We start from the raw sequence: 14811 nt of genomic DNA, 5'->3' as shown, positions 1-14811 counted from the left end.
TCAGATGCCAATTTCCCGGACTGTGGGAACAGCCGGGATTTTGTCTTTTCCCATCGTATTTCTTATTACTAAAATATACTAATTCCTGCTAAATTAGTAGTTGCTTCGAAGGCTGGTTTCTTAAAATACCGTATCTGAATCCCAATTACCAATAAATACTAATTTGTTCTAATTTAGTAGTTAGCGAGCCGGTGCCATGACTCAATTACCTGACAAACCACCCTCTGACTGGACGCAGGATATCACCGACGGGCAGGTAAATTATTTTGCTGACGATCAGTTCAAAAAAGAGGTAACGGAATACAACCGGCGCTACCTCTCCTGGGACGAGCTGAAATACCGGGTGCCAAACCCTGATCAGCAGAGGAAGGCCTGGGCGGTCATGAAGTTGTACCGGTCGATGCGGCAGGAACAGATTCCCTATCCGCATTTCAGGCTCACATATTCGATTATTCCGGAAATCGTGAAAAGCCTCCATGCAATCGACAGTTACCTCACCGGCACAATACGCATCCACAACAAAACCATCCGGCTCGAACGGTCTTACATCATCAATTCGTTCATGGAGGAGGCAATCGCCTCAAGCATCCTCGAAGGCGCAGCAACGACCCGGAACGTCGCAAAAGAGATGCTCAAAAAAGGCAGGAAACCCAAAAACAGCTCCGAGCAGATGGTGCTCAACAATTACGAGGCGATGAATTTCATCCTCGAACACAGGGACGACCCACTCACCCCTGCCCTCCTCCTTGAGATCCACAGGCTGGTAACAAAGGGAACGATCGATGAGGAAGCTGTCGGGCAGTTCAGGACAAACAACGATATCGTTGTCGCAAACCCGGCAACCGGCGTCGTATATCATACGCCTCCTGAATACCCTGAGATCCCCCGGTACATCACGGACTTGTGTACCTTTGCAAACCTCGAAAAAGAAGATACCGACAGCGGAGACGGGGATTATATCCACCCGGTAATAAAGGGGATCATCCTGCACTTCCTCATCGGGTACATCCACCCGTTCAATGACGGAAACGGGCGGACCGCACGCAGCCTTTTCTACTGGTATGTTATCTCACGGGGATACTGGCTCTTCGAATACATGCCGATCTCCCGGATCATCCTCCGGTCAAAGAAGAAATACTCTCTCGCATACCTCCATACCGAATACGATGAGATGGATCTCACGTATTTCTTCCTCTACAATCTTGACTGTATCAATGCGGCAAAAAGAGATCTGATGAACTATCTGGAAGAAAAACAGACTGAGCAGAACGCCACAAAAGCCCTCATAAAAAAGATACCGGATATCAACCAGCGGGAAGGGGACATCCTCCGCACGATGATAGAGCAGAGCGATGAATATTTCACCATCCGCGAGATCATGCAGCAGTATAACACCGTCTATGAGACCGCCCGGACGGATCTCCTCCACCTTGCCGATCTCGGGTACCTCATCAGGGAAAAACGGGGCCGGGAATTCATCTTCATCTTCAACGAAAACAGTGAACATTGGAAACAAAATGTAAAAAACGATGCTAACGGTAAACATCAGTCACGTACTGTGGCCCCATAAGCCCCGCAAGCCCGTATCACCGAATCCTATCCCGGAGAATACACCCTTGCAGAGATCCGGGAACCCGGCTATCCCCTCCTGCGGGATCTGACCGATCGATCTCAGGGATCGGTCGGGCCTGCCTCATTTCCGGCTGGCACGCCCCTCTCCTTAGCACATTAAAAGCGTTTAATGCAGACATCGACATACACTCATCCGGTTACACGTATGCTGGACATCAAGGATCTGCATGTGAATGTCGGTGACAAAGAGGTGCTGCATGGCATCAACCTCCACATCGATGCCGGGGAGACCCATGTGCTCATGGGCCCGAACGGCTCCGGGAAGACCACGCTTTTAATGACGCTGATGGGATTTTCCGGCTATAAAATAACGAAAGGAACGATCACCTTCAACGGAGAGGACGTGACCGCGATGCACGCCGACGAACGGTCAAAGCGCGGGATCGGGATGCTCTTCCAGCGTCCGCCCACGATATCGGGGCTCAAACTGGGAAAGCTCCTCACGGCCATCTCGCACGACAAGATCGTGGACATCCCGGGGCTTGCTGCATCGGTGCACATGGGCGGGTTCCTTGAACGGGACATCAACAAGGGGTTTTCCGGTGGGGAGATCAAGAGGAGCGAGGTGCTCCAGCTGATGATCCAGAACCCGGGTTTTGTCATGCTTGATGAACCCGAGAGCGGGGTCGACCTCGAAAATATATCGCTCATAGGAAAGGCCATCGGCGACCTGCTCGAAAAAGACAAGCGCATGGCAAAACGGGAAAAAAGCGGCCTTGTGATCACCCACACGGGATTTATTCTCGATTATATTGACGCAGACAAGGGGCATGTGATGTGCGACGGCATGATCTCCTGCCACGGGAACCCAAGGGAGATCTTAAAGGACATCAAACAGAGAGGATACACGGAGTGTCGGGAATGTCGTCGCAACTGAACACACCGGGAATTGCAAAGGACGACCAGGAACGGATCGTCCAGTCAGGTATCGATTTCAACCTTGAGAACCGGTGCGGCAGCTACCTTCAGGTGGACCAGAATGTGGTAGAGTCCGAGTGCCGCGAGGAGGGTATCGAGGTCCTCTCGTTTAAAAAAGCAATGGAAAAGCACGCCTGGCTCAGGGATTACCTCTGGAAGGCGGTTGCACAGGACAAGGACGAGATCACAAAATACGTTGCGGAACAGCCCGACCCGAAGGGCTACGTGATCATCGCCCACAAAGGGTCAAAGAACATCCTCCCGATCCAGGCCTGCCTGTACCTCGGCCGCGAGACCATCCAGCACGTGCATAACATTATCATCGCCGAAGAGGGTGCAGAGCTCCACATGATCTCGGGCTGTGCAAGCAGCGGGCATGTCGGGGAAGGGGCAAAGCACTACGGGGTCTCCGAGTTTTACATTAAAAAGGATGCGAAGATCAGTTTTACCATGATCCACACCTGGAACGAGAACGTCGAGGTCTTCCCCCGGAGTGCATCCATTGTCGAAGAGAACGGGGTTTTTCTCTCGAACTATGTCTGCATGCAGCCGGTGAAAAAGGTCCAGATGTACCCGACCGCCACCTTAAAAGGCGAGAATTCCGTTGCCCGGTTCTCCACGATCACCATTGCTTCCCCTACATCGTATATCGATGTGGGGTCGCGGGCGATCCTTGAAGGGAAGGGCGCAAGCGCAGAGCTCCTGACCCGGGCGATCACCAAGGGAGGGACCATCATCTCCCGGGGCCAGATCATCGGGAAGACTGCCGGCACCCGGGGCCATCTCGAATGCAAGGGCCTGATCCTCAGGGACGGGACAATCTATGCAATCCCGGAGATCGACGGGAGAGTTGTCGGGACCGAACTCTCGCACGAAGCAGCGGTCGGGAAACTCGCGCAGGACGAGATCGAGTACCTGATGGCCCGGGGACTCTCGGAGGACGAGGCGACGGCGACGATCATCCGGGGGTTCCTTGACATTAAGATCACCGGTCTTCCTGAAGCGCTCCAGAAACAGATCGATGCCACCATCGATGTGGCAGAAAAGGCCGGGTTTTAGATTAAAAGAATCTGTTATGACTCCCCAGTACCCGCGATCGGACGAGCGCCGGAGGATGGTAGAACAGCAGATCGAGGCCCGGGGGATCACCGACCCCCGTGTCCTTGCCGCAATGCGGGACGTGCCCCGTCACCTTTTTATCCCGTCACCCTGCGACCAGGACGCGTACGCGGATACACCGCTCCCGATTGGGAACAACCAGACCATATCGCAACCGTATATCGTTGCGCTCATGACCGGACTGCTCCACCCCAAAGCCACGGACACGGTCCTTGAGATCGGGGCGGGGAGCGGGTACCAGGCAGCGATCCTCTCGGCACTCGTACGAAAGGTGATTACGATCGAACGTATCAAAGAGGTTGCAGCACGTGCGAAAGCCAACCTTGAGGCAGTTCATGCCGACAACGTGACAATTGTTCTCGGGGACGGAACACTCGGGTATCCTCCCGCAGCCCCGTACAACGGGATTATCATAACAGCCGCAACACCTGAAATACCCGGCCCGCTCAAAACCCAGATCGCAGAGGGAGGACGGTTGGTCGCCCCGGTCGGGGACCGCATCCTTCAGGAACTGGTCGTGCTCGAACGGCACGGGGACCGGTTCACAGAGGAACGACACGGTGGCGTCCGGTTTGTTCCGCTCATCGGGGAACACGGCTGGGAGGAGAACTAAATCATGAAAATTATCGACATTACGCGCCCGCTTTCCAATACGACCGCAGCCTACCCCGGGGATGCCCCTTCGCAGTTTTCCCAGCGGGACGCAGGGCTGTACCTGATAAGCGAGATACGCATGAGCAGCCATTCGGGCACCCACATCGATGCCCCGGTCCATTACTTAAAAACCGGAGATACGATAGACACCGTCCCGCTCGATCACATTATCGGGCCCTGCCGGGTAATTGATGTGACCGACGCCGGGAACGCTATCACGGCAGCGGCACTCGAAGGCAGGCTCGGGGGAGCGAAAAGGATCCTCTTAAAGACAGCCTTTTCCCATGAGACACAATTCCGGGAGGACTACCCCCATCTTACCAAAGATGCAGCGGACCTGCTGATCAAAAACGGCATGCTCTCTGTCGGAATCGACTCGTTCTCGATCGAGGCGTCAGTCTGCGACGGGTCGGTCCATCGCACGCTGCTTGGCGGGGGCTGCCTGGTTATTGAACTCCTCGACCTTTCCCCGGCAGATGAGGGAGAGTACGAGTTGGCAGCACTTCCCCTCCGGCTTTCCGGACTCGACGGTGCACCTGCCCGGGTCGTGCTCATGCAAAAAGACGGAGTGCAATAATGGATATTGTCACGGATTCAGTTAACCGGCTTCAGGAACATCTCGAACACTGCGGCTGCGAGGACACGGGAGTCCATATCGACGTCGATCCCGATGCAAAAACCTGCCAGTACGAACGGGGTGCCTGCATGGTCGCTTCGTTCGGAGGGAGAAATGCGGAGTTTGTTACGGACGATCCGATCCGGGCAATGACAAAGATCTCCTTCATGTTCGGGATACCCCTGGAAACCCCGAATGTCCGCAGTGCCGCATGCGCCATCATCAACGTTGCGACAGGATTCTTCTGCCTCTCCCGGGTAATGCATGCCTGCCCGGTGGCATCGCACGCAGCCTGTCTGGGTGAACTGACAGAAAAACTCAAAGGGCACCATGTATTCTGTGTCGGAAAGATACCGGCACTGGAGCGGGCACGTGGCCTGACCGTGACCACGAATATTGATGAAGCGGATATCATCCTTATTAACAACGAAGGGATTATCGCACCGGGGACCGGGGATCTGGTGGCCAAATTGCGTGAGAAAAAACAGATCATATTCCTTGGGCCATCCACTGCGGGGGTCTGCCGGCTCCAGCAGGGGGAACACTGGTGCCCGTACGGGAAGCAAACGCCGGACATCTGCCCGGCTCCATCACAGTGAAAACTGCTAAAACTCTTTTTATACAAAACACCCACCATGATGCATGCTTTTTGGATCATCGGGCATCCGTCAGCGTTTTGACCGGTCGCTGGTGGAGACCGCACTTGCGGTCGGTGCAGTCATGGGGGAACGATTCCCCGATTGCATTGTGGGGACAGACACGCGAACCACAAGCCCGGTGCTTGCCCGGACCATACTTGCCGGCATACTGGGAGCAGGGGGACACGCACGGTTCACCGGGATTGCTCCCACACCGTCTGTCGCATACAGTGCCCGCACTGCTAAAGCCGGGTGTATGATCACCGCTTCCCACAATCCCGAGGAGTACAACGGGATCAAACTGTTTAACCCGGAGGGCTCCTCGTTCACGCAGGCCCAGCAGAAAGAGGTCGAGGAATCCTTGAAAGAACCGCACTGGGCAGACTGGCGCCACCAGGGCGAAGAATGTGCTTTCGATGCGCTCACCCCCCATAAAAAAGCGATCCTGGATGCAGTCTCCATCGATCCCGGTCTTTCGGTTGTCATCGATTGCGGGAATGGTGCCGGTTCCGTGCTGACACCCGGTCTTTTAACCGATGCCGGGGTAAAACCGGTCTGTCTCTCATGTAACCCGGCCGGGCATTTCTCCCGACCCTCGGAACCACTCAAAGAATATCTGGATTACGTGGGAGAAATGGTAAAAAAGACGGGGGCAGGCTGTGCGGTAGTCCACGATGGCGATGCCGACCGTATGATGGCATTTGACAACAGGGGCCGGTATATCGACGGTGATCACCTGCTCATGCTCTTTGCCGAGCACCTCGGAGCAAAAAAAGTAGTGACAACGAGCGACGCCTCTATGATCATCGAGGATGTTGCAGAGGTTCACCGCACCCCTGTTGGGGATGCATTTGTCTCAGAAGAACTGCTTTCGTGGGGAGATTTCGGGGGTGAGCCAAGCGGTGCCTGGATATTCCCGCACCACTCGTACTGTCCGGATGGTCCCTTTGCAGCAGCCCTCTTCTGCGAAATCGCGTCAGGCTGCGATGTCGCGGAGCGTCTGGATGCCATGCCGGCATACCCGATCCTCAGGGAATCGATCCAGAACGAGAGGGCACGCGAGATAGTCACCGGTCTTGGCGCAGCAAACCCGACAGATGGCATCCGTGTTGCACGGGAAAACGGGTGGTATCTTGTACGGGCGAGTGGCACCGAGCCCAAGATCCGGATTACCGCTGAAGGCACCACGCTCCCGTGGGCAAAGGAGATGCTGGAAGAGGCAAAAATCCTCATCCGGCAGGGGAAAACTGCTTAAATATTGCAGGAGGAGTTGTACCTATGGAATGCGTTGTTCTGGCGGCCGGTGAAGGAAAACGCATGCGTCCTCTCACCGCCAGGCGCCCGAAAGTGATGCTCCCGGTGGCAAACCACCCGATGATGGAGCATCTCGTTCTCGCAGCCCGTGATGCCGGTATAACGGAATTTGTATTTGTGGTCGGGTACGGGGAGCGTGAAGTCCGGGGTCACTTTGGGGATGGGTCATGCTTCGGGATTCATATCTCGTATGCCCCGCAGCGCCAGCAGATGGGGACTGCCGACGCGCTCCGTTCCGCACAGGATCTCATTACCGGGCCATTCCTTGCCATGAACGGGGATATGATCCTCACGAGTGCCGATATCGCATGCATGATCCGGACACCGGCACCCTGTATGGGCACGAGCACAACCGATCATCCCGGTGATTTCGGGGTTGTTCTCGTAGAGAACGATCTGGTCACGGCTCTTGAAGAGAAGTCAAAGCAGCCCAGATCCAACATCATAAACGCCGGTGCATACCTTTTTACCCCGGAGATTTTTGACCTGCTGACACGGGTCGGACTCTCCTCACGCGGTGAACTCGAACTAACCGACGCCCTTAATCTCTTAATTGGAGAACGCCGGCTCCGGGCCGTTCCTCTTTCGACATGGATGGATGTCGGCTATCCCTGGGATCTGCTTGATGCAAACGCTACACTTCTTACTGCACTCGCTTCAGAAAATTACGGAACCGTGGAAGAAGGGGTGCACCTTTCCGGTCCGGTGGTCATTGGAAAAGGCACCGTGGTAAAATCGGGAACATACATCGAGGGCCCCTGTATTATCGGGAACAACTGCCGTATCGGCCCCCACGCGTACATCCGGGGAGCCACCAGCATTGGGGACGACTGCCACATCGGGCACTGTACGGAACTTAAAAATTCCATCGTAATGGCAGGGACAAAGATCCCCCATTTCAACTATATCGGGGATTCAGTCATCGGGAGCGGGTGCAACTTCGGTGCCGGTACAAAGATTGCAAACCTCAGGCACGATCATGCCCCGGTCAGGGTAGGCGAAAAGGATACCCGACACACCAAGTTTGGCGCCGTTATCGGGGACAACGTGAGGTTTGGAATCAACTGTTCGGTCAACGTCGGTTCGGTGATCGGTAGTAATGCGGCTTTCGCGCCCGGTTCATACATCAAAGGGAATTTTGGAGAGAACTCAACGATCCAGTAGGAGAGAAAAATTATGCAGGCAGTCATTCTGGCAGCAGGAGAGGGAAAACGGGTCCGCCCGCTCACGTGGAGCCGGCCAAAAGCGATGATATCGGTGGCAAACCGTCCCATCATCGCGTATACGATCGATGCACTCGTAAAAAATGGCATCCGCGACATTATAGTCGTTGTAGGATACCGTAAGGAACAGGTGACAAGGTTCTTAAACCAGCTCGATCTGCCCATTGAAGTAGTCGTTCAGGAAAAGCAACTCGGGACAGCACATGCACTCCAGCAGGCGGAGTCCCGTATCAAGGGTGATTTCCTGCTCCTGCCCGGAGACAATTACATTGACGCACTGTCTATTGCAAAGATCAAGGACATCAAAAATGCAGTTCTCATCAAAGAGCATCCCAGTCCCTCTAATTTTGGCGTGGTCACACTCCGGGACGGGCGGGTTGACAGTATCGTGGAAAAGCCTGACCATGCACCCAGTTTCCTGGTAAGTACCGGGATCTATTCATTAAACAAAGATTTTTTCCGGTATGTCCGGGGCAATGATATCACAGACGCCATTTCCTGCATGATAGAAGCCGGTACTGACATCAACGCCGTCACCGCTGATGACTGGCAGGATGCAATCTACCCATGGGATCTGCTCAAACTGAACCTGCGCCTCCTCAAACATCTCCCTGCGATGCGGGAAGGTACATCCAGCAGTCATGCCACGATCCACGGGCCGGTCTATATCGGGAAGGGTACGACAATCGGGCCGAATACGGTTATCTCAGGCCCGGTCATCATCGGAAATGACTGCACGATCGGGCCGAACTGCTGTATCCAGCCCGACACCAGTATCGGTTCCCGGGTCACGATCGAACCACTGAGCCTGATTGGGAACGCGATCGTTATGGATGACACGACCATCTCCTCGCATTCCCGCATCGTGGACTCTGTTATTGGTGAGCGTTGCACGCTCGCCGATCATACCTCAACAGAGACGGTTGGGGGCATCCTGGAGATCGAGGGGATCCCAACCCGCTCGGAGTTCGGGGCTATTATAGGGGATCATGTAAAAAGCGGTTCATTTGCCCGGTTCAAAAACTGCATCGTCGGGAACAATGTCACGCTGGAAGGAAACCGGGATGTGTGTTCCCGGATCATCCCCGACAGTTCCCTGGTGATATGACGTGTGCGGAATTGTCGGTTACATTGGCAGGCGGCAGGCGGCACCCCTGATCCTCGACGGCTTAAAAAAACTCGAATACCGGGGGTACGACTCGTTTGGGATTGCAACGCTTCAAAGCCACATTGAAATTGACAAGCACAAAGGCCGGATCTCCGAATACACGGGGGGGATCAGGTTGCATGGCACCATTGGTATCGGTCACACCCGCTGGGCAACGCATGGTATTCCAAACGATGTAAATGCCCATCCACATATGGACTGCAACAATCGGATCGCGATAGTCCACAACGGGATCATCGAAAATTATGCGGAACTAAAAAAAGAACTGACCGCAAAAGGTCATGTGTTCCGGTCAGAGACCGACACGGAGGTCGTGGTTCACCTTATCGAGGAAGAATTTGGAAAAACCGCGGATCTGCTGTCTGCCGTCAAAAGTACACTCCCACGTCTTACAGGTTCGTATGCCATCCTGGTTATTGCGGACGGGGCAGACTACCTGATCGCAGCACGGAACGGAAGTCCGCTGGTACTCGGGATCGGCGACAAGGAGTATTTTGCCGCATCGGATATGACACCCGTATTGGAGTACACGGAGCGTGCCATATTTCTCGAAGACGGGGATATTGCCTGCCTGACCAGAAACGGTGTGGATATTTACCAAGGTACAGAACCGGTGAACCACCAGGTTGAACTGATCGACTGGTCACCGGAAGACGCGAGGAAAGGCGGGTTTCCCCACTACATGCTCAAGGAGATCTACGAACAACCACAGGCATTCTTCAACACTATACGGGCAGTCAACAAAGGGTCCCTCCCGAAATTTGTCTGTCAGTTCCCGTCAGTAACTCTTGTTGCCTGCGGTTCATCGTACCATGCCGGACTGATCTTCAAATACCTGCTCGAAGAGTCCTGTGGGGTACCTGCACGCGTGGATTTTGCCTCGGAGTTCAGGTATTTTCCTCCGCCCATGAACGGCCTCGTGATCGGGATCACCCAGTCGGGAGAGACTGCCGATACGCTGACCGCCCTCAGGCAGGCCCGGGTACATAACTGCCGGACCCTGGCCATAACAAATGTGCTCGGCAGTTCTGCGAGCAGGGTTGCCGATGCCACACTCTTTATGCGTGCAGGACCCGAGATCAGCGTCGCCGCCACCAAATCGTTTGTCGCCCAACTGGCAGTTCTCATGCAGATCATTGATGCCCAATCGGAGGGCAGGTACGAAGAGGTTCTCCTGCACGCGCACCAGGCAATCGAAGAGGTCCTCCTGATGGATCTCTCGGAAGCGGTTGAGCAGTGCAAAGGTGCACAGAGCATTTTTTACATCGGGAGGGGGCCATTTTATCCCGTTGCACTGGAAGGTGCCCTCAAGATGAAGGAGATCTCCTATATCCATGCAGAAGGATACGCGGCAGGGGAGTTAAAACACGGGCCCTTTGCCCTCCTTTCACCGGAAACACCGGTTATTGCCATCTGCATGCCAGGGGAAACGTATGGGGTGATGATCTCCAATATCAAGGAGATCAAGGCCCGGGGAGCGCCGGTGATCGCGCTCGGGAGCGAAGGGGACTCGGAACTGCCCGATATTGTCGACCGGTTTATCCCCTTGCCTAAGACACATCCCTTTGTCCAGGTACTCACGAGTCTCGTGGTGCTCCAGATTCTAGCATACCGGACCGCAGTGGCACTGGAGAGGGACATTGACAAACCAAGAAATCTTGCAAAAAGTGTGACGGTAGAATGATCTGATACGGGTAAACGGGAGAGGGGCTGCTGGTATTTGAACCGGTGACGCCGGGGTTTCCATCCCGGGGATATTATCGGAAAACCCGGATTTGAGGGTACTATCATTGAAAAAAATATACAGCAGACCAACAGGTAAGGATCAGTTCCCGCCGGTTTTCCGGATCCGCTGGAGCGCTTCCCTGAGTTTCTCCATCGATGTCGCGTACGAGAGCCGGATCCACCCGGGTGCATAGAATGCACTGCCCGGGGTTGCCGCCACGTGGCCCTGTTCAAGCCACTTTGTCGCGATCTCCATATCGTCTCCGGACACTTTCACGAACGCATAGAATGCGCCATCGGCCGGGGCAGTCGTGTAGCCCATCAGGTTGAGTTCTGATATGACGAACTTGCGCCGCCGGTCAAACTCGGCCCGCATCTCCTCGACACAGCGCTGGTCGCCCCTGAGTGCCGCAACCGCACCCCACATCGCAAACGTGGTTGCCTGGGAAACCGAGTGCTGCTGCACCTTGGACATCTGTTTGATGATCTCTGTGGGAGCCACCGCGTACCCGAGCCGCCAGCCGGTCATCGCGTACGCCTTCGAGAACCCATTGATGGTGATCGTCCGCCCGGCCATGTCGCCGATGGCGGCAAGCGAGAGATGCTCTTTCCCGTACACCATCTTCTCGTAGATCTCGTCCGACATCGCGTAGAGATCGAAGTCCTGGCAGAGATCTGCGACAAGGTTCATGGACTTTTTATCGAACACCGCGCCGGACGGGTTCGAGGGAGAGTTCACCACGATCATCTTCGTGCGGGCGTTGACCCGTTCGAGAATCGAGTCGTCGAGCTGGAAGGTCTTCTGGTTGACCGCGTGCTTGACGATCTTCCCGCCCGCCATCTGGACGCAGGGCTCGTACGAGACCCAGGCCGGGGTGAGAAGGAGGACTTCGTCGCCGGGATTTAAGACGGCCTCCATACCCTCATAAATTGCATCCTTGGCCCCGCAGGTGACGATCACCTGTTCGGGCTTGCAGGGGAACCTGTTCTCGTTTGTAATCTTCTCGCTGACCGCAGAGAGCAGTTCGGGAATGCCGTTGCTGGGCGCGTAATGCGTCTCGCCCCGGTTCAGCGCATCGATGCAGGCGTCCCTGATGTGCTTCGGGGTATCGAAGTCAGGCTCGCCGATCGAGAGGCTGATGACATCGATGCCCTCCCGCTGCATCTTCTTTGCCCGGTTGGAGATCTCGATGGTCGCAGAGGGGGCGATCCCCGCAACTTTCTCCGAAAGCGATCTCATTGTAATCGTTTGACAAGTTTTACGGCTGATTCAACGGCGCGCTTCGCGTAATCGATCCGCTCGTTCGCTTCGAGACGGCTCATGCCGGGCCCGGAGATGCCAAGCGTTACGGGCTTCCCGAACTCCAGCGAGAGGTCGATAATCTTCCGGGCCGCGTGCTGCACGACAATCTCGTCGTGCTGGGTTGCGCCCTCGATCACGCAGCCGATAGTGACGACCGCGTCCACCTTGCCGGCGGCAAGCATCTTCTTGATTGCAAGCGGCATGTCAAAGGCGCCCGGCACATACAGGCACTCGGTCACTTCTGCTCCGAGGAATGCAGCGTGTTCCCTTGCTTCGATCTCCATCATGTAGGTGATGTCACGGTTGAATTCCGCAACGACAAATCCCAGTTTTGTCGGTTTTGTATCGCACATAGCTGATCATCTCATTTTTATCTTCATAAATCTGTAGATGGTTCTTACCTGCGGGCCGGGCCAGCATCCGGAAATCCCTGGCGCTGGCCGGTGCCAGCCTTTTTTGTGAGGGCCTCTGGGTGGAGGACCAGTTTGACTGCGTTTTCGGCATGCTCGCGGGTGCGCTGCTCCGCGAGCCACGCGAGCTCGGCATCGTCCTTTGCCTCGTCCTCGTGCACGAAGACCTCGATGATGTGGTGGTTCGTCATGAGCTGGCACATGATGAGGCCCTGCGATGCCTCGTGGGCGCAGAGCTTGTCCTTGTCCTTGCCGCCCGGCATCCCGAGAGCCATCACGATCTCGCACCGGCGCTCTTCGATCAGTTTCTTGCAGGCGACCGGCAGGTCTTTGACACCCGGCACGGTCACCCGTTCGATCGCCACGCTCGCGTGCTTTTTAAGCTCGTCGATGGCGATCGCTCCCATATTGACGCGTGAGAAAGTGGTGTCTGCAACACCAACCCTCATCCCAGCACCTCGGCTGCCGCCTCGACACCCTCGCCCTTGACCTTGTAGCCGGCCTTTTTCAGACCGTGCTGGGTCGCGGCAAGCGTCGCGAGGATCTCGGGAGCGCTCACGGCGCCCATGGTTCCGATCCGGAAGATCTTGCCCTTGAGGTGGTCCTGGCCGCCGGCGATGATGATACCCATCTTCTTGATTGTTGCCCGGACATCGTCATCCTTAATACCCTCGGGGTACGAGACCGCGGTGACGGTCGTTGCGTACTCGTGCTTTGCATCGAGTTTCGGGAAGAGGGAAAGGCCCCAGGTCTGTGCGGCGGCGCGGACGGCTTTAGCCATCCTCTGGTGGCGGGCAATCCGGTTTGCCATGCCTTCCTCTTCGATGATGAGGCAGGCCTCGCGGAGCGCGAGGAATAAGGGGACGGCCGGGGTATACGGGGTCTCCATCGGTTTACCTGCTGCGCTCTTCCTGTACGCGGCAAGGTCGAGGTAGTACGGCGGGTTCTTGGTGAGCCGCTCCCACGCCCGGCTGCTCACGGCAACGGCGGCAAGCCCGGCGGGGGCGGCAAGGCACTTCTGCGAACCGACAATCGCGACATCGACGCCCCACTTGTCCATCTCGAACGTGTCGCCGCCGACCGAGGTGACGCCATCCATGATAAAGAGCGCATCGTGCTTGTGGGCCAGTCTCCCGACTTCGGCCGCCGGGTTCTTGATCCCGGCAGAGGTCTCGTTGTGCACGAGCGTGACGACCTGTGCACCCGCTTCGAGCTGCTCTTCGAGCGCCTCGAGATTCAGGGGGGTTCCCCACTCTGACGGGATCTCGTGCGCCTTCCCGTAGCGCTGGCTGATCTTGAAGAGCCGCTCGCCGAACTTGCCGTTCACGAAGCAGGCAATCTCCTTATCCCTGCCGAAGTTTGAGACCGCGGCTTCCATGCCGGCCGTGCCGGACCCGCTGATCACAACGACGTCGTTTGTTGTTCCAAATGCGGTCTTTAAGACCCTCACACAGTCTGCGTATACGGCGCCGAACTCGGCGCTCCTGTGGTTGATCGCCTGACGCGACATTGCGAACCTGACCCGTTCCGGCATCGGTACCGGGCCCGGGAGCATAAGGAGTGATTCTTTTTCCATGTGGATCTGCCAATACTATATTTATATGGGCAGGATATAAGTTTGGATGGCTTATATGGCAGACGTCGCTATCATCTGCGGATCAGCATCCGATGCCGCGATTGCCGACAAGGCAAAGAAGGTCCTTGACGAGCACAAGGTTTCCTGGGATTACCAGGTGATCTCTGCCCACCGGGACCCGGACAAGCTGGATGCGTATGTCAAAAGCAGTACCTGTAAGGTTTTCATCGCGATTGCCGGGCTCTCGGCCGCGCTGCCGGGCGTGATCGCGTCAAAGACCGACAAGCCGGTGATCGGTGTCCCGGTCAGCGGGACCTTAAACGGCCTTGACGCCCTGCTTTCGATCGTTCAGATGCCAAAAGGTGTGCCGGTCGCGTGCGTGGGTGTTGATAACGGGGACAACGCGGCGCACCTTGCGATCCGGATCCTGAAACTTTCCTGGGAGTCATAACCCCTATCCCTAGCATACCACAAAAGATCTTCGGTTTTTATGACCTTGCCAAAAGCAATAGCCC

15 protein-coding genes are annotated in these 14811 nt (G+C 55.9%); 11 read left to right on the top strand and 4 right to left on the bottom strand.

Annotated features, from left to right (window positions below):
* The first annotated feature begins 196 nt into the window (after positions 1–196).
* The 10 genes from WCX19_RS06605 (at position 197) to glmS (ending at position 10966) form a co-directional block, all read left to right on the top strand.
* Complete coding sequence (locus WCX19_RS06605) at positions 197–1570, top strand: Fic family protein (RefSeq protein WP_373006384.1); 1374 nt, start codon at positions 197–199, stop codon at positions 1568–1570.
* 207 nt (positions 1571–1777) lie between these two features.
* Complete coding sequence (locus WCX19_RS06600; protein ID WP_373006382.1) at positions 1778–2509, top strand: ABC transporter ATP-binding protein; 732 nt, start codon at positions 1778–1780, stop codon at positions 2507–2509.
* Complete coding sequence (locus tag WCX19_RS06595) at positions 2494–3609, top strand: SufD family Fe-S cluster assembly protein (RefSeq protein WP_373006380.1); 1116 nt, start codon at positions 2494–2496, stop codon at positions 3607–3609. Before WCX19_RS06600 ends, WCX19_RS06595 begins: the two co-directional genes overlap by 16 nt.
* A 16-nt stretch (positions 3610–3625) precedes the next feature.
* On the top strand, positions 3626–4282 hold the full coding sequence (locus WCX19_RS06590) for a protein-L-isoaspartate(D-aspartate) O-methyltransferase (protein ID WP_373006378.1): 657 nt from the start codon (positions 3626–3628) through the stop codon (positions 4280–4282).
* A gap of 3 nt (positions 4283–4285) precedes the next feature.
* Positions 4286–4900 (top strand): cyclase family protein, encoded by a 615-nt coding sequence (locus tag WCX19_RS06585; RefSeq protein ID WP_373006376.1) that lies wholly within the window; start codon positions 4286–4288, stop codon positions 4898–4900.
* Positions 4900–5538 (top strand): hypothetical protein, encoded by a 639-nt coding sequence (locus tag WCX19_RS06580; RefSeq protein ID WP_373006374.1) that lies wholly within the window; start codon positions 4900–4902, stop codon positions 5536–5538. Before WCX19_RS06585 ends, WCX19_RS06580 begins: the two co-directional genes overlap by 1 nt.
* A gap of 43 nt (positions 5539–5581) precedes the next feature.
* Positions 5582–6832 (top strand): phosphopentomutase/phosphoglucosamine mutase, encoded by a 1251-nt coding sequence (locus WCX19_RS06575; RefSeq protein WP_373006372.1) that lies wholly within the window; start codon positions 5582–5584, stop codon positions 6830–6832.
* Positions 6833–6855: 23 nt separating this feature from the next.
* Positions 6856–8055: a bifunctional sugar-1-phosphate nucleotidylyltransferase/acetyltransferase gene (glmU, locus tag WCX19_RS06570; protein ID WP_373006370.1), complete on the top strand. Its 1200-nt coding sequence runs from the start codon at positions 6856–6858 to the stop codon at positions 8053–8055.
* A 12-nt stretch (positions 8056–8067) separates the two neighbouring features.
* Complete coding sequence (gene glmU / locus WCX19_RS06565) at positions 8068–9222, top strand: bifunctional sugar-1-phosphate nucleotidylyltransferase/acetyltransferase (protein WP_373006368.1); 1155 nt, start codon at positions 8068–8070, stop codon at positions 9220–9222.
* A 1-nt stretch (position 9223) separates the two neighbouring features.
* Positions 9224–10966 carry a glutamine--fructose-6-phosphate transaminase (isomerizing) gene (gene glmS / locus WCX19_RS06560; protein ID WP_373006366.1) on the top strand — a complete coding sequence of 581 codons (1743 nt, stop codon included), beginning with the start codon at positions 9224–9226 and terminating at the stop codon, positions 10964–10966.
* Positions 10967–11107: 141 nt separating this feature from the next.
* Here glmS and WCX19_RS06555 read toward each other — a convergent pair whose 3' ends face one another.
* The 4 genes from WCX19_RS06555 to WCX19_RS06540 are packed head-to-tail and all read right to left on the bottom strand — an operon-like array spanning position 11108 to position 14296.
* Positions 11108–12247 carry a pyridoxal phosphate-dependent aminotransferase gene (locus WCX19_RS06555; RefSeq protein ID WP_373006364.1) on the bottom strand — a complete coding sequence of 380 codons (1140 nt, stop codon included), beginning with the start codon at positions 12245–12247 and terminating at the stop codon, positions 11108–11110.
* The gene (gene ribH / locus WCX19_RS06550; protein ID WP_373006362.1) at positions 12244–12663 is read right to left on the bottom strand and encodes a 6,7-dimethyl-8-ribityllumazine synthase; all 420 of its coding nucleotides are present in this window, start codon (positions 12661–12663) and stop codon (positions 12244–12246) included. Before ribH ends, WCX19_RS06555 begins: the two co-directional genes overlap by 4 nt.
* A gap of 44 nt (positions 12664–12707) precedes the next feature.
* A complete protein-coding gene (ribC, locus tag WCX19_RS06545; RefSeq protein ID WP_373006360.1) occupies positions 12708–13169 on the bottom strand; it encodes a riboflavin synthase in 462 nt (153 codons plus the stop codon).
* Entirely contained in the window at positions 13166–14296 is a 1131-nt protein-coding gene (locus WCX19_RS06540) for an alanine--glyoxylate aminotransferase family protein (RefSeq protein WP_373006358.1), read from the bottom strand. The genes ribC and WCX19_RS06540 overlap by 4 nt, the downstream gene beginning before the upstream one ends.
* A gap of 55 nt (positions 14297–14351) precedes the next feature.
* Here WCX19_RS06540 and purE point away from each other — a divergent pair, with 55 nt between their 5' ends.
* Positions 14352–14747, top strand: a complete 396-nt coding sequence (purE, locus tag WCX19_RS06535) for a 5-(carboxyamino)imidazole ribonucleotide mutase (RefSeq protein ID WP_373006436.1) — start codon at positions 14352–14354, stop codon at positions 14745–14747.
* The last annotated feature ends 64 nt before the right edge of the window (positions 14748–14811 follow it).

Source organism: Methanoregula sp., from assembly GCF_041663825.1.
Taxonomy (GTDB): domain Archaea; phylum Halobacteriota; class Methanomicrobia; order Methanomicrobiales; family Methanospirillaceae; genus Methanoregula.
The sequence above is the reverse complement of the archived record's forward strand: the minus strand, read 5'-3'. Positions and strand labels throughout refer to the sequence as shown.

Coding starts and splice junctions, on each gene's coding strand:
- purE (WP_373006436.1), top strand. CDS start 14,352: ATGGCAGACGTCGCTATCATCTGCGGATCAGCATCCGATGCCGCGATT.
- ribC (WP_373006360.1), bottom strand. CDS start 13,169: ATGAGGGTTGGTGTTGCAGACACCACTTTCTCACGCGTCAATATGGGA.
- WCX19_RS06555 (WP_373006364.1), bottom strand. CDS start 12,247: ATGAGATCGCTTTCGGAGAAAGTTGCGGGGATCGCCCCCTCTGCGACC.
- WCX19_RS06580 (WP_373006374.1), top strand. CDS start 4,900: ATGGATATTGTCACGGATTCAGTTAACCGGCTTCAGGAACATCTCGAA.
- WCX19_RS06605 (WP_373006384.1), top strand. CDS start 197: ATGACTCAATTACCTGACAAACCACCCTCTGACTGGACGCAGGATATC.
- ribH (WP_373006362.1), bottom strand. CDS start 12,663: ATGTGCGATACAAAACCGACAAAACTGGGATTTGTCGTTGCGGAATTC.
- WCX19_RS06600 (WP_373006382.1), top strand. CDS start 1,778: ATGCTGGACATCAAGGATCTGCATGTGAATGTCGGTGACAAAGAGGTG.
- glmU (WP_373006370.1), top strand. CDS start 6,856: ATGGAATGCGTTGTTCTGGCGGCCGGTGAAGGAAAACGCATGCGTCCT.
- WCX19_RS06595 (WP_373006380.1), top strand. CDS start 2,494: ATGTCGTCGCAACTGAACACACCGGGAATTGCAAAGGACGACCAGGAA.
- WCX19_RS06590 (WP_373006378.1), top strand. CDS start 3,626: ATGACTCCCCAGTACCCGCGATCGGACGAGCGCCGGAGGATGGTAGAA.
- WCX19_RS06540 (WP_373006358.1), bottom strand. CDS start 14,296: ATGGAAAAAGAATCACTCCTTATGCTCCCGGGCCCGGTACCGATGCCG.
- WCX19_RS06585 (WP_373006376.1), top strand. CDS start 4,286: ATGAAAATTATCGACATTACGCGCCCGCTTTCCAATACGACCGCAGCC.
- glmU (WP_373006368.1), top strand. CDS start 8,068: ATGCAGGCAGTCATTCTGGCAGCAGGAGAGGGAAAACGGGTCCGCCCG.
- WCX19_RS06575 (WP_373006372.1), top strand. CDS start 5,582: ATGCTTTTTGGATCATCGGGCATCCGTCAGCGTTTTGACCGGTCGCTG.